The sequence below is a fragment of the Pseudomonas sp. NBRC 111132 genome (genome assembly GCF_001320565.1).
In the GTDB taxonomy this organism is placed as follows: Bacteria; Pseudomonadota; Gammaproteobacteria; order Pseudomonadales; family Pseudomonadaceae; genus Aquipseudomonas; species Aquipseudomonas putida_P.
On record NZ_BCBI01000014.1, the window covers coordinates 42,964 to 63,764 of the forward strand.

At 54.5% G+C, this 20,801-nt stretch carries 13 protein-coding genes; 10 read left to right on the forward strand and 3 right to left on the reverse strand.

Annotation, left to right across the window (positions count from 1 at the left end):
- Positions 1–119 precede the first annotated feature (119 nt).
- Positions 120–1,184 (forward strand): AAA family ATPase, encoded by a 1,065-nt coding sequence (locus APH35_RS09175; RefSeq protein WP_060514613.1) that lies wholly within the window; start codon positions 120–122, stop codon positions 1,182–1,184.
- A 115-nt stretch (positions 1,185–1,299) separates the two neighbouring features.
- A complete protein-coding gene (locus APH35_RS09180) occupies positions 1,300–2,421 on the forward strand; it encodes a DUF3150 domain-containing protein (RefSeq protein ID WP_060514614.1) in 1,122 nt (373 codons plus the stop codon).
- A 48-nt stretch (positions 2,422–2,469) separates the two neighbouring features.
- On the opposite strand, the gene APH35_RS09185 is transcribed toward APH35_RS09180, so the two are convergent.
- On the reverse strand, positions 2,470–3,165 hold the full coding sequence (locus tag APH35_RS09185; RefSeq protein ID WP_256213738.1) for an XRE family transcriptional regulator: 696 nt from the start codon (positions 3,163–3,165) through the stop codon (positions 2,470–2,472).
- Positions 3,166–3,453: 288 nt separating this feature from the next.
- On the opposite strand from APH35_RS09185, the gene APH35_RS09190 reads away from it, so the two are divergent.
- The 3 genes from APH35_RS09190 to APH35_RS28790 all read left to right on the forward strand — a co-directional run bounded on the left by APH35_RS09190 (position 3,454) and on the right by APH35_RS28790 (position 9,722).
- Positions 3,454–4,443 (forward strand): hypothetical protein, encoded by a 990-nt coding sequence (locus APH35_RS09190; protein WP_060514616.1) that lies wholly within the window; start codon positions 3,454–3,456, stop codon positions 4,441–4,443.
- 144 nt (positions 4,444–4,587) lie between these two features.
- On the forward strand, positions 4,588–7,122 hold the full coding sequence (locus tag APH35_RS09195; RefSeq protein ID WP_060514617.1) for a DNA topoisomerase: 2,535 nt from the start codon (positions 4,588–4,590) through the stop codon (positions 7,120–7,122).
- Positions 7,119–9,722 (forward strand): hypothetical protein, encoded by a 2,604-nt coding sequence (locus APH35_RS28790; protein WP_060514618.1) that lies wholly within the window; start codon positions 7,119–7,121, stop codon positions 9,720–9,722. Before APH35_RS09195 ends, APH35_RS28790 begins: the two co-directional genes overlap by 4 nt.
- A 60-nt stretch (positions 9,723–9,782) precedes the next feature.
- Here APH35_RS28790 and APH35_RS09205 read toward each other — a convergent pair whose 3' ends face one another.
- Positions 9,783–10,238, reverse strand: coding sequence for a hypothetical protein (locus APH35_RS09205; RefSeq protein ID WP_060514619.1), 456 nt, complete (start codon positions 10,236–10,238; stop codon positions 9,783–9,785).
- Positions 10,239–10,352: 114 nt separating this feature from the next.
- Positions 10,353–11,381 carry a DNA-binding protein gene (locus APH35_RS09210; RefSeq protein WP_060514620.1) on the reverse strand — a complete coding sequence of 343 codons (1,029 nt, stop codon included), beginning with the start codon at positions 11,379–11,381 and terminating at the stop codon, positions 10,353–10,355.
- Between the two features lie 956 nt (positions 11,382–12,337).
- Here APH35_RS09210 and APH35_RS28985 point away from each other — a divergent pair.
- The 5 genes from APH35_RS28985 to APH35_RS09240 all read left to right on the forward strand — a co-directional run bounded on the left by APH35_RS28985 (position 12,338) and on the right by APH35_RS09240 (position 19,389).
- Entirely contained in the window at positions 12,338–13,006 is a 669-nt protein-coding gene (locus APH35_RS28985; protein ID WP_177335358.1) for a hypothetical protein, read from the forward strand.
- Entirely contained in the window at positions 13,003–14,154 is a 1,152-nt protein-coding gene (locus APH35_RS09220; RefSeq protein ID WP_054893896.1) for a tyrosine-type recombinase/integrase, read from the forward strand. The genes APH35_RS28985 and APH35_RS09220 overlap by 4 nt, the downstream gene beginning before the upstream one ends.
- 379 nt (positions 14,155–14,533) lie before the next feature.
- Complete coding sequence (locus APH35_RS09225) at positions 14,534–15,655, forward strand: ParA family protein (RefSeq protein WP_023383511.1); 1,122 nt, start codon at positions 14,534–14,536, stop codon at positions 15,653–15,655.
- Positions 15,652–16,689 (forward strand): ParB/RepB/Spo0J family partition protein, encoded by a 1,038-nt coding sequence (locus APH35_RS09230; RefSeq protein WP_060514621.1) that lies wholly within the window; start codon positions 15,652–15,654, stop codon positions 16,687–16,689. Before APH35_RS09225 ends, APH35_RS09230 begins: the two co-directional genes overlap by 4 nt.
- A 2,232-nt stretch (positions 16,690–18,921) precedes the next feature.
- Positions 18,922–19,389, forward strand: a complete 468-nt coding sequence (locus APH35_RS09240; RefSeq protein WP_060514623.1) for a hypothetical protein — start codon at positions 18,922–18,924, stop codon at positions 19,387–19,389.
- Positions 19,390–20,801 lie beyond the last annotated feature (1,412 nt).

A 20,801-nucleotide genomic window follows, 5' to 3' on the forward strand; every position in this document is an offset into this window, starting at 1 on the left:
ACGAAAGACCAGCCGGACTCCTTGGAGTCCGGTTTTTTTATGCTTCTACTAGCGTGTTAGGCATCCCTCTGTACCAGGCCTTCGCAAGAGGCCATCCATTGCCTACTGGGGATTCGACCATGACTGCTTTTCACTCCATCAATGACCCACAACTCAACGCTGTAATCGACACCCTCAATCCGATAGAGGTTCGTTTAGCACCACAGGTTTTCGGTACAACAGCACCATTTTTTGATGGTATGCAAACCAAAATCTTTGCTAAGACCCCCTTCACGCCAAAAGTCGTTCCTTACAGCTTCGACGAAGAACTGCTCACGCGGTTGATCCTCTGGGCCGCTTCAGCAGGGCTTCCACAGGACTTTTTCAAGGCTTCCATCAAGAAAGCGACCTATATCTATGGACCAACCGGCGCCGGTAAAACCACGTTGGTGGAGGCCTTTGCATCCCGTACGGGCAGATCGGTCTTCACCGTCCAGTGTTCCGAAGAAACGACGATCTCTGACCTCTTTGGGAGCTGGAAATTGTGCGGGCCTGAGGGTATGAAATGGATCTACGGAAAAGTGTGTAAATGGGCTAAAACTCCGAATTCCATCCTGCTCCTGGATGAGTTCGATCAGCTGCCGCCGCAGATTCAAATGGGTCTCAACGGCATCCTTGACGGGAAGCCAATTGTCCTCGATCAGACTGGTGAGGTGATTCAGATCTCTCCGGGCTGCTTGATCGCGGCAACCGGCAATACGAATGGCAACGGGTCAGCCGGCGGGAAAGGGGGCAGCGCTTCCGGTTACAGGGGCACCAAGAGGATGAACATCGCCACAATGGACCGCTTCAACGTCATGTACTGCACCTACATGGAGGAAAGCCGCGAGGCCAAACTCATTGTTGAGCAAACTGGCACCCCAGAGGTAATCGCGAATGCGATGGCTACCCTGGCCAGCAAGATCAGAGCCAACTTTATTGCGCTCACGGAGGATGCCGGCGCCGGCGGTATGGCCTTTAACTTCACGATCACCACTCGGAATGTACTGAATTGGGCCATGAACTACAGGCTGCTCATGCAAATGGGGAAAACCACTGAAGAAAGCCAGAAAATGGCACTCCGAGTGACTGTTCTTGACTTCGCTCAACATGATGAGGCTGCGTCGATCTTGGCGGCTTGGTCCACCGTTGTCGGAACTGTCTAACGCTCCACTAAACCCCGGCTCGCCGGGGTTTTTTCGTTTATGGGTGCCTGTGAGGCATCTCCTGTCACTGGGTCTTTCGCAAGGGACCCGTTCTTTCAATTTCAGGAGAGCCACCATGAGCACGACCAATCAAACCGATGACTTGGGCATCAGCATCCTTCAGGACGTGGTGCTTTTTGACTACATCATTGGAGGTAGCACCGGTGAGAAGACAGTTGATGGGGACGATTTCATTCGTGAGGTTGGACGTATGCTGCCATCAGGGTCCTTCGCTTGGGTGAACAAGTACCGATCGGAGGCAAAGCGGGAGATCCTGAAAGTAGGGGTCTCACGAAAAGTAAACAACCGAATTCGCGGATACTTCGTTCCTACTCAACACGCCCAAGAGCTTGCAAAGGTTCTCAACGCGATCAAAGAAAAGTATCTAGCGGAGAAAGCAACTTTCCTCAAGGCTCTTCCAAAACTTGTGGAGGATTGGGCTGAGTCTCCAGCTAACTCTGTTGCAACGCAAGGCGGCAAATCTCGTGCGGACTTGATCCGTCAGCATGCTCCACAGGTCTCTGTACTGGAGAGACTGCTAACTTTCGACACTTCGGCTATTCGCATCAGTAACACCAGCTACTTTGGTGAAGGCGATGCGCTTCAAAAGGAGGTCAAAGGGTTAGTCGGGCAGGCAGCTTTAGAGATTGCCGAGGACGTAAATCGCTCTTGGACTCGTAAGGGCAACGGTAAAACCACTTCAAGAATCTTGGGGCTGATCCGTCGGGTTCAGGACAAGGCTGAAGCCATGAGCGTGCTTTCAAGTAAATTTTCCAACTTGGAGAAAATGTGCGCGTCGGTTTTGTCTGCTGTACCTACCGGTCCTAGCATTGAAGGAGTTGCATACATTCAAGTATCTAGCTTGCTGTCATTCTGCATGGATCCTGAAAAAATCCTTGGAGAACACGCCACCGAGTTTGATCCGTTGACTGTAGAAACTGCCGATTTAGCGCCACCACATTCTGAAACAAACGTTTTCTTCAGTACATCAACATCTGAAGGTACTCCGTCTGAGGCAGATCAAAATGAGGTTACTATCGTTCCTGAAGTCTCTGTGGTCCCGCCACTTCCAGCTGCCCGCAAAACAGAAGAGAATCGTTTCTTTGAGACTGCACCTGAAAAACCCATGGTAGAGCCGGAAAAGGCCGAACCATCAGAAACAACGTCGCAGCCACCAGCGGCTACGTTCATTTTCTAACCTACAAAAAACCCCGGTCAATGACCGGGGTTTCTTTATTTCTGGAATTTATGCAGAAGGTGGGGCTTGAATACCAGGTAGCTCAATTTCTGCCTTAGCCAACAACTGGCGTCCAGAGAGCTGCTCATAGAGCAACACCATGGTCATGCGAACAGAGAGAGGGGTTTGCTCCCATTCTTCCTTCTTCGGGATGTAACCAGCCCAGGTAGGATCGCTACCCATCTTCTCAATTGACAGCCAGAGTTGCTCATCAAGATCTTTCTTGTAAACAAAATCCTCTGGCGTGAAGAAATCAGCCAGGTTGTAAACCTGAATGAGGGGGAGGCCAAGGAAGTCAGCTACCAGTTGCAGCTTTTCCTTACCGAGCGATCGTATCTGCCGATTCCCGTTAGCCAGGGAGTTCCAGTATATGACCGTGATACCCATGACATCTGCAATTTCACGATCAGGTAGCCCACGATCAACGATAACCTTCTTGATCATCTTGACGAGGCGGGAGCCTGGCATAGTGTTCCGAGTCTTGATGGCTGCAACTGCCTTATCTTCTGGTGCTGCTGTTTTGGCCTTTGCAGATGCACGAGCTCTCGTAGGCGCAGCGGCAGATTGATTGGCTTGCGTTTTTGCAGCAGATTTTTTAGCTACCGGCTTCGCCGCAGCATTAGCAGGTGGCTTTGCCGGTGCTTTGGCGGGCGCAGACCGCCGTCCTGTCGATTCATTTGCGGTCTTGTCGCTAGCTTTGGGCATTGTGCGGCTCCAGTTTGGTCGCGGCGTCTAACACGATTCAGGACGCTCTCTAAACAAATAAAGCAGAGAAATCCAGTATAAATTGAAAAAAGATTCTACACAGTTAATAACAAGATTCAAATCTCTTGTTCCGGTGGAAAAAGAGACTTTTTGGCTCGATTTCTCCCCCATGACCGTAGCTCTCTGACCGCGGCGGGCGCCATGAGTGCAATCTGATTCACCTTGTATTATTGGTACGTGTTGCGTATTCTTTAGAAAACCAAGCCATTCAACGTATCGAGGTACTCAATGCTGCCCCAGGACGCAAAGCGGAAGCCTGACTCCTATTCGTATCCAAACGGGATGCTCAACTCTGGCTACATTGCCGGCGTCCTGCGGTTGAATGATCCGGTCAACGGAATCTGCTACATCCAGCAGACCCGGTCGGAAAACCACATGCTCCCTGTCCACTACGATCCCAAAAAGTCGCCTATTCCTAAGGACATCAAGGAGTGGGACCTCATCATGGCATTCGTGCACACCGACGGCGCCATGCAGGGGGATGACCGTATCGCCCGGGTGAAGAGCATCCGTTTCGAAGCCCCAAACCTGATGCACCTCGGTGGGCGTTTTCGAGACGACTTCATGCGGAAATGGGATGCTGTTGTGCATGCCGCCGCAAAGGACTCCGGCACCCCGGATTCTGTAGCACAGCTGGAGAAACAGCCCGGCTCCGGCACTGAAGACCGTCGCGATTCGTTCGATTGGAAAGCGATGGAGCTCAACAAGAACGCCTCGAACCAGATCCGTATCGCTGGCTTCATTCAGGCAAAGTCACTGGAGCGCAACCGTAAACACCCAGTAGACGGCACGCCGATCAACGACCGCCTGGTCGTGCTAATTCGGCAATCGAAAGACACCGATGCCTGCATCCCTGTTCGGTGGTATGGCCGTAACCTGCAACCACTGTCCGAGAAACTCGCCCGCGGAATGCCCATCATCGTCAACGGCGAATTCCGAATGGACGTCAAGGCCATTTCCCTGCCGGACGAGCAAACCGGGGTCGCCGCGGTGTCCAAGTTGCCCTTCATTCAAGCCAAAGACATGCCTGGCCCAGTGACCCCGGACTCGGGCCACATCAAGATCGTACCTGGCTGGGCCGCAGAACTTTTCAAGGGCCACGGCACCCAGGCGCCTCAGCCGAAACCTGATTCCGAGCGCAGCGCAATGTTCGCCTCGGCCTTTGGTTCCGGCTCGGCGAGCAAGCCTGCAACCCCAGATGAGCAGCAGGGCGCATAGGCCGCGGCTGCTTCTCCTCGTTTCGCGAAGCCATCGAGATCCAGCACTGGAGTCGGTGGCTTTTTTGTTTCTCGCGCAGCAGCTGTCCAGTCATGCCGGCTACTGCACGAGAAATGTAATTCTGCATTAGAAGGCTAGTCCGCGATGGGCAAGACACTGATCATCACTGAAAAAGCAACCGTAGCGGTCTCTATCGCGCAAGCGGTCGGAGGCTTCAGTAAAGTGGAAACATGGCTTGAGAGCGAGAATGCAATTCTCGCCCCCGCGGCCGGCCACCTGGTTGAAATCCACTCCGAGGAAATGGCCAAGGCCGGGCGGGACATCGGCAATTTGCCTGTAATCCCAGATCAATTCGACCTCAGGGTGATCGAGCCGAAAGCGAAGTTCTACAACGTACTGCAACGCCTGATGCGCCGCCCGGACGTCACCGCTGTTGCGAACGCATGCGACGCAGGACGGGAAGGCGAGTTGATTTTTCGGCTCATATACAAAATGGCTGGATGCACCAAGCCAATGCTCCGGATGTGGATGAGATCGATGGTCGATGACGCCATCCGGCAGGCATACAAGAACATGCAGCCAGGCGCAGAATTCGACAACCTCGCCATGGCAGCTGAGATCAGAAGCGAAGGCGACTTCATTGTCGGCATCAACGCGAGTCGGGGCATCTCTCGCCTCTATGAGCGAGAGACCGCAAAAGCCGAGATATTCCCGCTTGGCCGCGTGCAAACCCCGACGCTGTCCTTGGTTTGTGCTCTGGAGCTGGCTATTTTGACCTTCCGGCCGGTTCCCTATTGGGAGGTCCATGGGAGCTTTGGGGTTGCGGCTGGAAAATACACCGGTAAGTGGTTGGCACCACAGACGTCCGAGGCCAAAGGCGGCTCCCAGCACCGGGTCATGGATCGAGCAAAGGCCGATGCGCTGATCAGCAAGTGCTCTGGGGTAGCTCCGAGCAGTGTTGTGGATGAGGTCAAGCCAGCCCAGACAGGCCCCGGGAAGCTGTACGACCTCACCTCGCTACAGCGTGAGGCCAACCGCAAGCTTGGGTTTTCTGCAGCTTACACACTGGAGATTGCCCAGAAGCTTTACCTGGAGCTCAGCCTCACCACCTACCCGCGAACTGACTCTGCTTACCTACCCGATGACGCTATTAGCGACACGAAAAAGGTCATGGGGATGTTTGGTGGTACCCCATATGAAGATCACGCGCAGCGCGTGCTCGATGAAGGTTGGGTCCGGCCCAACAAGAAGATTTTCGACTCGACGAAGGTGTCGGACCACTTCGCTATCATTCCAACCGGAAAGCGAGCTGGGGACCTTGAGCCGGACGTTCAGAAAATCTACGACATGATCGTCAAACGCTTTCTTGCCGTGTTTCATCCAGCAGCAGAGTATTCGGTTACGGTCCGGCTTACCACGGTGGCTGACGAAATCTTCAGGTCGACTGGTCGTGTGCTTGTGTCCCCAGGTTGGATGGTGGTTTACGGGGCAGGGATCGTCGAGGACGCAACCGATCGAGATGGTGATTCCGACGACAAGAAGGAGCTCGCACGGTACGTCAAAGGTGAAACAGTCACTCCTCAGGGCATCGAGCTGAAGATGCTCAAAACCAAGCCTCCAGAACGGTACACCGAGGATACGTTGCTGGGCGCGATGGAGACGGCAGGGCGCCTGGTAGAGGAGGAGGACCTTCGTGAGGCGATGAAAGAGCGGGGGCTAGGAACACCGGTCACGCGCTCTGCAATGATCGAATCGCTCCAATCCACCAAGGACGGTGCCGGCCGAAAGAAAGAACCCTATCTCATCCAGCAGAAGAAGTACTTCGCTCCTAGTGCGAAGGGGATGACTGTCTACCGCTTCCTGGTCGACAACGGCATCGATGCTCTCACGTCGCCAGTCCTCACCGGGGAATGGGAGCACAAGCTCCGTCAGATGGAAAAGGGCGCATACAACCGAGATGTATTCAAGTCCGAGCTTGCAGACCTGACGACAGGGATCCTCGACACCATCAAAAACAAATATGCAGGTGTCCAGGTCAAGAAGCTGGTTGCCCCTTGTCCCACCTGCGGCGGTGCAATTGAGATCCAGGCCCGAACGTTCATGTGCGAGCGCCAGTGTGGCTTTTCTATATGGCGAGAGATTGCCAGTCGCATGTTGAAGGTATCGGAAGCCGAAACTTTGCTCCGCGACAAGGTGGTGCTTGGGCTCAAGGGCTTTGTCAATCCAAAGAAATCGACCAAGTTCGAGGCCGGCCTGAAGCTGCTCGACACCGGGAAGGTAGAGTTTTACTTCGACCCCACTGCGAACACCCGAGACTCCAAAGGGAATGTCGTGTCCTGCCCGAAATGCCAAGGAGGCATGCGCAAAATCAAAGTCGCCAAAGGGCACTTCTGGGCCTGCGTCGATCGAGAACAGTGCAATCACACCATGAACGATCGGGACGGCGATCCAGTTGAGCGGCCAAAGTCATTTCCATGCGACCTCTGCGGCAAACCCATGTACCTGCGAAACGCCGGCAAGTCGCCTTTCTGGGGGTGCAGTGGCTTCGTTAAAGGGGGCGGAGGGTGCTCTCAAACCTTGAAGGACAATAACGGCACCCCGGTACCTAAGGACCAACAAGCCAGCTCTGACGGAGCGCCGTTACCAACGATCCAGAAAGAGAGCGGAGCTTTCCTTTGAACGCCAACAACAAGGTCATTCGCGCCACTGCCATCGTGTTCGGTTTCTGGTGGCTGTTACTCACTGCCCGGGCCTTTGGCGGTTCTCCGATGGAGTTCTTAGAGAGCTGGCCGCTGGTGGGCTACAACATCTCACACTGGATCCTGGGAGTTGTTTCCGGCCTGTTCATCGGCGTCTGGTTTATCTGGTTCACCAGGTTGTCAGCACTGAACAAGCTATACGCCGGCAAGAAAGGAAACATCCTCAACGGCGCCCGATCTACGCTCGGCAAGGTTCCTATGCCCACCTCGGCGCTACCTCGCATCGAGGCACCGTCAAAACGTCTACCCATCAACAGTAAAAAAGTGCTGACTTGGGTTGCTGCCAATGAGAAAAAGTGGCCAGCCCATGTAGCGTTTTTTTGGGCCATTTGGGATACCTATTCCGCACATGCGGACTTCCCCGCATCTCATCGCAAGGGGGGACACGGTAATCGCCGGCTTTGGGAGCACTGTCTGGCCGTGGCAGACACCGCACTGGAGGATGCTGGCGCTTACGTGTTCGATGGAGTTTATGTAAAGGCCCGAGGCAAGCCCAAATTCAAAATCATCGATCTGAAGAACAAGGAATACCGGTTTGACGCCACCGATCCGCTGATCCCCATTCTGGGCCTAGCGCACGACATCGGTAAGCTGGAGGCCTATGAGCTTCTACCAGACGGCAGTGTTATGACACAGGAGGAGGGTGGAGCGCTCACCCCGCAGGATGACAACCGCATCTCCCACGATGCGCTGGGTGCGAGAATTCTTGCTCGCTTCCCGGAATACTGGGCCCTGCCTGCACGCGATCGACAAGCCGTGAACCTGGTCATCGCTCATTACCACCACCCAAGTGACTTCCCTGTTGACCGCAATGGACTCAGCTTGGATGACCGCATGACAGCCCTCATGGAGTTTTTAATCCTCGCGGACAAGAAGACCGGCATGGCCGAGTCGTGCATCACTGAGACGTTGAGTGATCACGAGATCTCTGAGGACGAGTCCAACGCCATTTATCACAGCTTCGTCGAGATCATGACGGAGTACGGCAGAGTTAACGGCACCGGTGACCAGGCCAAAGATACCACGCTGAAAATTGCTCAGAAACACGATGGACTTATCGTCATCCGGGAAAAGGAGCTTCGATCTCTCATCTTGGCAAAAATGGGTTGGTCGTTGGAGGAGGGTGATGGCCGGTACCGAATGACCCTCAACCTGATGACGACGCTCCAGGAGAAGGGGCTGCTGTACTCAAGACATAATCACGCCGATATGAGCCGGTTTTTGCCGATGTACTCGGTATCGTTGCGCAACGCACAAACGGGAGCTCACCTGACTACCTGGGAACCTTGCATCATTGTAGTGCCAGTTGCCACCACTCCCGAGCTTGCGGGCCTCAGTGGACTACCCAGTATGGGTACAAAGCTGGATATCGAGCGCCCATTGTTCACTCACAATTTGGGAATCACTGAAGCAGATGCGCTTCGGGAGATCGTTGCCCGTGGATTCAGCGCTGAGATCGCCGCGAAGATGAACATCGCCGGCAAGCAAGAAGAGAAGCCGAAGCCGCAACCAGCACCTGCACCTGCACCTGCACCTGCACCTGCACCTGCACCTGCACCTGCACCTGCACCTGCACCTGCACCTGCACCTGCACCTGCACCTGCACCTGCACCTGCACCTGCACCTGCACCTGCACCTGCACCTGCACCTCAAGCTCGGCCTGATGAAGGGATTAGTCAACCCGCAGCTGATACCGCGAGCGTCCCACAACCGAATGCTCCAACAATCGACTCAACCGAACACTCAACATCTGCGCTGGTCGGCGCCGCAAGCAGTGAGTCCGAGCACAGTGACGATCCAGGAACGCAACTCGGTATGTCCGCTGAATCGCTAGCGGCGCAGGATGATGATGACCCGCTGATGAGTGGTGGTGCAGATGACGACTTGCTAGAAGAGGACCTGCAGAGCTTGTCGCTCAGCTCGTTCGGCCCTGGGCAGGAGGTGGAACTGGAGGAAGATTTCCTCACCATAGTACCTGGGCACTCAGGGAGTGATGACGTCGATGATGTGGATGATGTGTTCGGCGCCTTCGCGCTCAGTGAGTCCTCGAACGTGGACACAGCCGAGCACACGGTGAATGCAACTGCAGGAAAGGAAGGGCCGGGCGCTTCGCTCATACAGACCGATGCTGATCCAGGCATACCAACGCCGGTGGCGGTAGCCATACCTGATCCTGATGCAACTCCAACTAAAAGGACTAGCCCTGCTGCCGAAGCCGCGGCGCTCAGGGCTCTTGAAGAAGCGGGCGCCAACTTCACCGCATTCGTAGCACCGAGGAAGAAAAAGCCAGGCCCTGCTGAACAGCTGGAGAGTATCCGCGCAGCAATAAAAGCGGCAGAAATACCGATCTGTGGGACAAGGGATGGATTTGATTACGTGTTGGAGTCGGACCTGATGGCCTACGACCCAAAACTGAAATTGAGCACGCTGGTTCGGGCGGAGAAGTTGCCTACTGTCGAGGCTAAGCCAGGCGTGGTAATGGTGGGCATTCCGGTGGCGCCGATGCAGCTGGACCTTTGATGAGCTGCCGGCTGTGATCATGACTCCCTGGCCGACATCAAGAAAGCCAGGGAGCCATGATCACTCGTTCATTTCAGCAAATTGCCGCTCGCTCATGTTGCTGAGCAGTTTGAAGAACTGCACCCGCGACACCTGGTTAAATTCCTTGATTTGTACCGACAGCATCACATCAGCAGCTGCGGCTTCACTCATCTGGGACGTGAAGGGAATGGGTTCAGGTGCGTAGTACACCTTACCGGGATCAGCCTTCAAAGCAGCATCCATCACTTGCTCGACTTCCGCGTAGCGGTGGGGAGAAGCGACAGTCAGAAAAACACCATCGTAAACGCTGTAATTGCCCCCAGAATCCTCGACCAATGCTGCCATCAGAGGCCAAGTATTCTCCGCACCATCGGTCCAGGAGCCACCCGATTTGGGAGTGGCGAAGAAGATAACCTTGCGAGTGGCAGCTTCTTCGAGGTGTTTGAGAATGGAGCTCAAATGAGAGACCCTGTTGGTCATACGCGTCGCTGACATAAATTTTTTCCTCATAGAATGGGCGCACCAGGGAGGTGCATTAATACGGTAACACCCTTCATCAGAAAAATTCAACAAGTACTTGACAAATTGACAAAATGTCAATTCAGCAAACTATTTACCCTCGCCAGTCGCTCCTGCCTTACCACCTCTAAAGCCTTCTAGCAGCGCAGCCTGCAGGGTGCTGTTCAGCTCACGCAGCTCCTTGTTCTGTGCCTCTAGGGCGCTCAAGTTCTGCTGGGTAACCTCCAACCGACCGCGGGTCTCTGCAGCATCGTCATTGGCCTTGGAGCGCTGTACTCTTAATTGATCAGCGAGCGTCAACGCATGCTGCAGCTCCTTGCTGACCTTCTCTGTTTTGCCTCTCTCCTCATCCCGAACCCTGGCGGTCTCCATCATCAGGTGATTTTCGGTTCTCTCAAGATGCTCCTCTGCGGCAATCCGTGCAGACTCGGCCTTCACACGTGCGGATTCAGTCGCATCGTTTGCTGCTTGAACCTGCTTCTGTAGGCGCTCAAGTTCCCCACGATGCATGTCCTGGGCACGCTCAATGACGCCGTTGTGCACGTCCTGCAGGCGCTTGATCTCCTCGCCATGGGCCTGGGTTGAGGCAGTTAGTTTCTTGTTCAGATCTGCTAGCTCAGCTCGAAGCTGCCGAATATCAGCACTCGACTGTTCAAGCTGATCGGTAAGGCGCTCCTTGTCTGCGATGAGGCCGGCCAGCTCTCGGCGCTGAGCCTCAAGGGCTGACACAGCAGTCAGTTCATTCTCCCGCGATTCCTTGGCTGTCGCTTCAGCTGCAGCAGTGGCGGCCTCAAACGCCTTGCGCTCAACCTCGTGAGAGCTGGTGGCTGCGCTCAGGGCTACATCCCAGATCTCATCGAGCTTTTCGCACACGGCGTCAGGAATGCCAGGTCTGCGCAATCTGGCACTCAGCACGGGGCCAATTTCGCTCCAGAATTTCTTGATCTCCTCGTTGACCAGGTTCGGCGAGGCCTTGAGGTCGTGGTGGATGAAGATGCACTCACGGATATCTGCCTGGCGAACCTCACGCCCAGCATCGAGCAACTCTTTCGCATAACGGTGGACCAGCTCACGTGTGCCCAGGCGCTTGTCAGGTTGAACTCCGTCGGCGGTCGTCATGGCGAATCCTTAATCTGTGATGGGTGTGGCGGGATAACCCCGGCCACGGCGGCATCATTTGTAGCGCAACGCGCCGGCGCACAGCGTGCTGCAGAGGAAATCGCAGCATAGTGCGACGCCGGGTTAAAATCAATTACTTATTGATTATCATACGATTCTTATTAAGAAATTGGGAAATTCGTGAATATCTCCGATTATCACGAGTTTTTTCAAGCAAGAAAAAACGCCCCTCCAAAAGCGCATCGCTATCAGTAGCTGGCTTTTCAAAGAGGCGTTTTTGATTACTCGTTAACCCCTATGAACAAGGGGGTTCTGACAAATTTGCTTGCGCTGGAGATCAAGTATCAACGTCAGCCATAAATGCGAAGCCACGGCCAAAAATGCTAAAGCAAGGCAGCACCGGATCTGCGGGGCACCATAGCTGAAACGAACCATGGACACTTTCAAACCCTAGCACAGAGCGGCCGCAACCCGATCATTGCCCGATCAGCTGCAGAAAACCTGCTGTATGGGCAAAGCCTCACTGATGCTCCTGGGTCAAACGCCCAGGCAAAACCGTCTTGTTGAGCAGTCTGTGCGCCGGCGGTGATCCAGACGTCTGAGGCATGGCTGCCAACGGCGGGAAGTAATTCGTGAACTTGGAGGATGAACGCAACGGTCCAGGAATCAGTTCCGGAAACGTCCTCAGTATTACTTCCGAGGACAGAGCCCCACGGTACCTTGCTCATAAGCCGCGGCGACCACTGGGATGTACGGACCCCGAAGACGCTCCTACGTCGATTCTGATCAATTCGCAGGGGCTAACATCGCCAGATTTCACACAGGAGCACGTAAAAAATCCATCTTCTGGGCTCATCTCAGGATTCAACGGGCGCAACCAACCTGGCTCATCCAACTACTTGATTTCATCGTTAATGCCCCTAAAATCAGGGCTTTCACAACAAAAGACTTGCGCTGTGGATCAAGCCAAAAATGCAAAGATTTCTCGTGGGCTGCTGCTCTTGCGCCCTGGGAAGCTGTCCCGAGATGACTTCAAGCAACTGATCCTACATAAGGGTTGGCGCATGGCTGATGTGGCATGCCGTTGGTCAATTCGTCCAGAGCACATGAGCCGCATCGCTGCCGACGAGGACAGGGACTTCAAATGGGACGACCTGGCCCGGGCTTTACCAACGCTGAGCCCAAACGAACAGGCTGCGGTGAAAGCAGCTCGCATGGTGCTGGCGCCACCAGCCAAACGGCAACGCAAGTTCACTCAGGTACAAGAGGCACCGATCGAGGTGCCAGTAGCGGTCGCAAGCTCTGCAGCTGATGATAAGCCCTTCACTTGGAATCATGATGACGACGAAGATGACGAAGAGTTCGCAGGGGTCGCCACAGACGGCTATCGCTGGAGGCGCTACCTATCCCGCGGTGCCGAGTTGGTCGTCGACAGCGAGATCGACAACTTTGCGACGTTCGGGTCCATTCTGGTAGTGGTTGCAACACGGGAAGGTGTCGATTCGGCTGGAGGCGTACAGGAAGAGTACCAGTGCGAAGCACCATCAGGCTCGCAGCGATGGTTCGAGCCCGATGAGATTGACGACTGGCTTGTCTACAACGGCAAAACGCGAGACTTACGATGAACACGAACACTCCAGCCATACACAGAATTCCGTACCTCCAGGCCAAGTCAGAAGTTGCGCTGCTTGATCGCGAGCCTGTCGACGTCATTGACCAGGTCGATGTGATCCAGGCAGATAACGACATCGAAGCAGCTTGGATGTGGCTCCATGCCAAAGGAACGAACCCTAAGACTAAACGGGTTATGCGGAAGGAAGTGGAGCGGTTCATCCTCTGGGCATTGCACACCCTGGGTAAACAGCTCTCCCAAATAACTGTGATGGACATCACCCAGTACATCGGCTTTATGGCTGACCCACAGCCGGCTGAGGTTTGGGTATCTCATACAAAGCACAAGCGCTCTCATCCAGACTGGAGACCGTTCGCTGGACCACTTAGCAAAGCGTCGCAGCAGTACGCCCTGATCCAGATCGGCAGCATGTACAAGTGGATGATCCAGGGTGGACGCCTTAAAGCGAACCCAGTGTCGCTCGTGGCCAAGCCCCAAGTCGACGTCGACTTGACGATCAAACGGCTGCTTCCCGAGGCAGCCATAGGCTTGGCATTTGAGGCTATCGCAGCTACAAAAAGCCCACTCAAACGAGCTCGCGACCATTTCATGTTGAGCTTGTTCTACATGACCGGCGTGCGAACGTTCGAAGCGACCGGCGCTACCATGGGCAAAATCCGGCGATCTGCAAGCGGTACTCTGTGGTTGGAGGTGCTGGGCAAACGAAACAAGGTTAGAGATGTGCCGATATCCGAAGACCTCTATGAGGACTTGTTGCAGTATCGCCACGCGTTCGGGTTGTCACGTGAGGTGCCAGTGAAGGACACAACCCCCCTCCTCCTCGCCTCGAACTCAAAGCTCAAACGCGCGCATAACGACACCATTTTGAAAGCAGTCAAAGAGATCATGCATCGTGCTGCAGCCCTGGCAATAGAGCGCAGCCAGTTCGATTTGGCCGATCGACTTGAGGAGGCCTCAACGCACTGGCTCCGCCACTCGTGCTTCAGTCACCTTGCCAAAGCTACTGGTGACCTGGTGATGATCAAGGCTCTGGCTGGTCACAGCAAAATCGAAACCACCAGTCGTTACCTGCATACGGAGGACGACGCTTTGCATGCGGGTGTCGTTCAAACCCTAAGCACCCCTCGACTACACCGGTAAATCTCTCCAGGCCTCAGTGTTGTTGAATCAGTGACGGTGGCAGCCAAGGCCACCCTTCGCTGATGGCCCGGCTGCTGTGAGGGATGAAGCATCGTCCGACCATTTGCGACCAACAACTCTCATACCTGCAGTGTACGTCCTCAGCATAGAGCCCTCTCCGTTACGGACATCTGAGCGCCCTACCCTCGATATTTTTGTCGCTAAATCAGTTAATTACCCAAAATCATCTGGTTGACAGCGTTTGAACCCAGACACTACCAGATGACAGATTTCAGTAAGTGGTCTATCTCTATCAGGTAGAAATGCGTTTTTTCTTGTCTGACCGTATGGATTCGTATGAAAATGCGGTCATCCTACCTACCTGACCTCGGTAAACCACATGACTTCAGCTGCTGCGCCACTCGATCAGTACATCTTCACTGATTTCACTCAGCTAACCTTCACCCCACAATTTGTGGCTGAACGCTTGATGATCAGCACGCAGACACTCAAAGCCATCGAGAAGGAACACGACCTCAACATCGCACGTGTCGCACGCGGATCCGTAGAGGTCAGGAGCTACACGCTAGCTGACATGTTCCTGATTGCGTCGATTCGTCGTGCAAATGGGAACACTAAAGGATTTTCGAGACCAATCACCTGCTCGACTTACGTCCAAAAAGGTGGGACCGCGAAAACTACCACCACTTGCAATATCGGCATCGAGTTCGCTTTGGCAGGTTTCAAGACCCTGATCATTGACAACGATCCTCAAGCCGACGTGTCCAGCATGCTGGGCTATGACCCTGACCAGACTACCGAGGAGCTTGTAGAGCTTGGCCTTCCTGCTGACAGAGCAGTAGAGGGCCACCTCGGGAACCTGATACGTCTCGGAAACTTCCCAGAAATGACCCTGGACCAGGTGATCAAAAAACCATTTGGGGAGCACGGCCCCCACCTCATCCCAGCTTACGATTCCTTGGACGATATGGACGTTGTGCTCCGTAACGCCCAGGGTGCCGACTTCCGGTATTCACTGTTCATCGAACGAGCTCGCAAAGGTCAGCTCCCTCACTGCGACTTATCAAGCTATGATGTGATCATCATGGATAACGCACCTTCTGGAACCATGCTATCCCGGAACAGCCTGGCCGCAGCTGATTTCCTGCTGTGCCCAATCCGTATGGACAAATTCTCCTTCCGTGCGCTCTCTCGACTGGCGCACAAGATCAATGAAATGAGCACCGATTTCGGTCGGGCTCCAGAGATCGTTGCAGTTCCCACCATGTACATGCGCAACCGCCCCCGCCTACAAGCGAACCTCGCTCGCTTGTCCAGTTTGTTCCCAGGGAAGGTTACGGAACAACCGCTCTTCCACTCCGAGGACTACTCGAAAAGCCTAGAAGACGGCGTACCTCTTTCTCTCTGGAAACAAGGTGGTGAGAATTCTTTGGTCGCGTTCCGCAATGTGTTCGAGGAAATGGTTGGCCGCATCAAAACAGTCCTGGAGAAGGGTAAATGAGGAGTTCTAGCCCTATCGGCAAGCCTACTGTGATCGCGCCGGCTGAGGGCTCGGCTACCATCCAAGGCGTACATGTTCCGAAGGTCATTCCGGAAGCTAACCTCCGGCCGATGAGTGAGGTGCTCAGTTCTCTGCACCTTGATGAAGAAAGGGACATCTCAGCGGAACCGCTGGAACGAGCTCCTGTTGCTGATGCTGATCACGTGCACCAGCCGGGCTTGGATGACATTTTCTTGAGCGGCGAGCGCTTGCCAGGCGAGGCAAAGTTCTTGCTATTGACGCTCATACGCCGCGGGAAGTATCAGCCACGCCGCAAATTTGACCCCGAGAAACTCGGCCTTCTCGCGAACACGATTGAAGATAAAGGCCTCAACAACGCGATTATCGTTCGCCCTCTTGCTGACGGTACATACGAGCTCATTGCTGGTGAGCGCCGGTTCCTAGCTCATGAGCTGCTCCGCAAAGACTACATCTACGCGCTCATCCGGAATCTGTCGGATGCTGAAGCGGCGATCTTGTCGGTTACGGACAACGACGCCCGGGAAGACCTAACTGAATTCGAGCGTGGTGCAAGTTACAAGAAGCTTCTCGATGACAAGGTAGTACAGTCCCAGGCGGAGTTGTCACGCCGTGTCGGTCGAAGCATGGCCACGATCAGCCGCTGCCTTGCTTATTTCAAGCTGCCTGAGGGTGTCATTTCATTGCTGGAAGAAGATCCTGACCTGATTGGTAACAGGGTTGTCTCCGAAATGGTTGCATTGGCTGACAAGGGTCATATTGAGACAGTTCTGGCCGCAGCAAATCGAATTAAAGAAGGTGCTTCCCAGGACAGTGCAATAAACTGGGCCAAGGGTGAGGTTCGGCGCAAGACGTCACCTCAAGCTCCAATCCCACCGCGGCAGATCGACTACAAAGAGCGTACCCAGCTAGACGCTCGTATTGATGGGCGCAAGTTGATTCTCACCCCTCCCAAAGGCATTGATCCTGCAGAGGTCCTCGCATACATCGAGGAGATGCTCAAAACGCGTAGTTAATGTCCCTTCCGCCGCCGGTCCCTCCGGCGGCAAGGCTGCCCTCGCCTTTCCCTTATTAATCCACTGATATTGTTGGGTTTTTCTCAGTTTCACTGTGAAAGGCTCCGTCCTGGTTCACATCACTTCTTGTTCTCTTGCCTATTTTTCACAGTGAAAATTTTCCGTCCTGCCTCCGGCGTTTCACTGTGAAAACAAGCCGCATTCCCCATGACTACCAGGCACCAGTGCTCTCTATCCGCGCTCATTGCACGCTGCGCACTGTGCACTATGCAGTGCACACCTCACACTACTCACTGCTCACTGCTCACTGCTCACTGCGCACTGCATAGCCCTTATGCTGCATAAATCACAGGGTCATGCTTTTCACTGTGAAACGCTCAATCAGCCCTTCTTTCCCTAGCCACACCATTTCACAGCACGACGCGCTCCCGCCGATTGCCGTGGCCCTGGAGCTAAGAACGGGTCGTTTCACAGTGAAAAGGTAATCGGCTTCCAACTGATCTCTTCCTTCTCTGAGCCGTGCTCAGAAGTCTCGTTCTGCTCCTGGGATACTGACATCACCGGCGCCGCCGGCAAGTTGCATCAGCACAATGAAAGGTCGATTTTTTCCAAGCACCGATCATGGCAACTTTTCACGGTGAAAGTGCGCTCGGGCATTTCGACATGGGGACTCCTTACCAAGACAGGTGCTGCACCGGCCATTGTCTAGAAGATCCAGGCTATGCGGGGCAGCCAAGGCCGAGACCAATAACCAGTGTCAGGAATGTGCTTGTTGTGAATACCCATAGATTTCCGCCTCCCTTTTCACGGTGAAATGACTTGGCTGGTCTTGGGTAGTGCCCACAGATAATAGGATGCGCGTTACATCTTTGATGATCACATCACCCACTGCCGGAACGGTGTGTCATCCGCTTTCACTGTGAAAAGGCACCCCTTCACGCTGACGAGGCCAAAAGGCAAAAGGTTCAACTAGGAACCGACCAGGATCTCCGTCCGTTAATGGGAATGAGTGATCCGCGGCAGCGTGCTTGGCTTCAACCTAGCGTCGAGCTTTTCACGGTGAAAATGCCACGCCCCCATGTACGGACAGGGTCCGGTTTCTCTATTTCACTGTGAAAACCTTCACCTCGATGAGCCTGGGTTCAAAACGCAGCTCGGTACGTAAACAGGAATCGAACTGCCAGGCTTAATCAGCCCGTGTGTAATTGGCGCCACTGGCGGCTTTCCGACCTTTTCACAGTGAAAACCCTCGGGGGTAGCACCCCATATCGCGGTTACCGCGAACTGCTCATCAACATTCCCAGCGGTTAAAGGAAATGCGAAAAACAACAGGGCACACAAGTCGATGGTCCATTCCATTGAGCAGTGCCCTGCTGCGCGGTGTCCACCGCCAGGGCCCCCGTGGCGTACTACCCCAGGCAACAGCGGAATAAGCGCGAGTCGCCGGCCGGATCACTGGGTTACAGCGCTTCCGCGGTGGGTTCGGTGAGAATCCGGGTCTGCGCATGTGACGACTCCCCGGGCAGGTCAGGCGAAGCAACTATTCGGCATTTGTTTAGGCCAAGGTTCTCGCGCCGTGTTGCCTTCTTATTCCTCGCGGAAGCGGCTCCGGCGGCGCACCCGACGAAGTCATCGATTCCATGGGACAGGAGCGTGGGCGCGATGTTGTAGCCATCAGCGGCTTATTCGTCGGCCAGACCTGCATTTGGTCGGCCACAACCTGGCCAGTGCCGACGATGATCGGGTGCTCCTGGACCATGCCGATGCACTTGTAAAGCTGGCGAATGTCAGGCATTCGCGCTAGGCGGTCTCTAAGTCTATCTGCGCGCTGCTACGCAGTCCCACGGTCTCCAGGTTCGGCTCCGGCATCCGGCCGTCCATCAACTCACGTGGTGATTTCACTGTGAAACGTTGGGATGAAACGAGCTCAAAAATTATCCATTTCACAGTGAAAATTCTGGCGCCCGGTTCATCGAGGACCATTGGTGCAGTGCATAGAGGAACCGCCAAAACGTTCTCGCCGTAGCCCCCAACATAGCCAGTGCATGTGCTTGGCCTAGCATAGCGACCTCTTTGATTAGTAGATCAAAGGCATGGGCACCCACATCAATCTGTTACCATCAGATTCAGCATGAGTACGTTTACGTGTTATGCGTCGAATATAAAGCCATGTGCTGCATAACAGCAGTGCAAGCTATGGCGCATACGCCCCCAACCGATCAGGAGAAACGCATGTCTATTGCAGTGGTATTGAGCGAAGGCTCCGGCACCATCTTCGAGAACAAGAACCGCACATCTGATGCAGCACCCGTGATGATTGGCTATATGGAGTTCCCGCTGAACAAGGAGCGCAATCAGAAGCTGAAGCTTGAGGTAGCGGTCTGGCTCAAGCAGAAGAATGGCTCGAACGAGAAGTTCTACTCACTGTCAGTAGGCGGGATCAATGCCAGCCTGTTCAAGGAAGCTGACAAGAAGGATAAAGGCCCGGACTATGCGGGTAGCTTCGGTTTCAACCACGAAATGCGTATCGCAGGCTGGCGCAAAGAGGGCGTGGACGGTGGAGCACCATTCATCAGCCTTTCGGTTACAACAAAGGTACGGCCTGTAAGCCAGCCATCGCCAGCAGCTGACGCTACAACGCAAGGAACCCCGTCTCAGGATGGTCAAGTGGATACAGGTGATCCTCGGTTCCAATTCTGATAACCCCAGACCCCGCTTAGCGGGGTTTTTTTTGCCTGTTCATTTCCCCGGGCAGCAAGCGACGTCGAAGCAGGCAAGCATGCCTGGGCGAGGCCAGCCAACACAAAAAAATCGGGGCTTTAGGTCAGTCAAGACTGCAACCGATCAAGACCTGGGCCATGCTGCCCATACCCATAGAGAGAGCGTGATCTGCGCACCTGGTTACCGCCACGGGCTTTAGCTGCGGGCGGGCTCGCTCAGTGCGACTGCCTTTTAGGAGGCCTTGCCAGGCCGAGCAGCTACATTATTCCCGCCAATTAGGCCGGCAACACGGCTCTTCCCGATAAGGCCACGGGTACTCTGGCAATGGCGGCCTATTCCGTCGTTATCGCCCATGCTCGTTACATCAGGCGTAGCCATCTCGCCGGCAGGAATCGATGATGACTGCGACGTATCGATGATGGACAGGTACGGCCAGGCACCGCGGATGCAGCCTGACATCTTGTTTCGTAGCCTGGTCGACTCGATCGCACCGCATTTTCGCTGCCATGACTTCAGCGACCCAGGCCTCTTGATCGAGGGGGATTGCTGGGCCCCGCCAGCAATGTTTTCACGTGAAAACCTGACGCCGCCAAATGTGCCATGGCTAGAGGTGGAGACCTTCGTAGGCGTGAGCCTCCCTGGACCTGACTGGCGGATCACCGGGCGAAACAGCGAAATGTGCCATCTCTAGAGGCGCGACAGCTCGAATTTTCCCAAATGTGCCATTGCTAGTGGGCAAGATGGGGATCATGACCGAAATGTGCCATCTCTAGATGAGGTAGGGGCAGTGCCACCCAGCCAAATGTGCCACGCTTCGAGTACCTCCCCATCAGTCTTATGCCACTTTTCACAGTGAAAACTATATCAACGATGCCGATCGCGAGCTCCGTTCAACTAGTTCAAAGAGGTTGAGTCATTATGCGTCGTGTCAAGCCAGTACTAGGGGGTGTGAAGGGGGAGTCGCCCCCCCCTTGAATCATCAATTGTGCCATCGTCAGGGGCAGGAGGGGTTCTGTAGGTGTCTGATAAGCCTAAAGAAACGTAATGTGCCATTGTTAGAGCATTGCTAAAGCAATTTCGGCAGATCGCTGGGGTTCGCGTGCCACGAATCGTGATGAAGAGTGCCATCGTTAGTGAAGGTGCTGATGCGATATCGATCATCAGTAATGGCTGGAGGGCCCGTATTTACTGGGCTAGATCCAATTGTGCCATCGCTAGGAAGCCACATGCCTACCAGTGGCACAATTCACGAGATCGCCTAGCGATGGCACAGTACGGGTCTAAAGGTGGCACATGTTTCTAAGAATGGCACCGGAGCCATCTACCGCCGGCACATTAGTCTCGGAGGATGGCACTGTTCCCCCTGGAGATGGCACACAAAAATGGCTAGA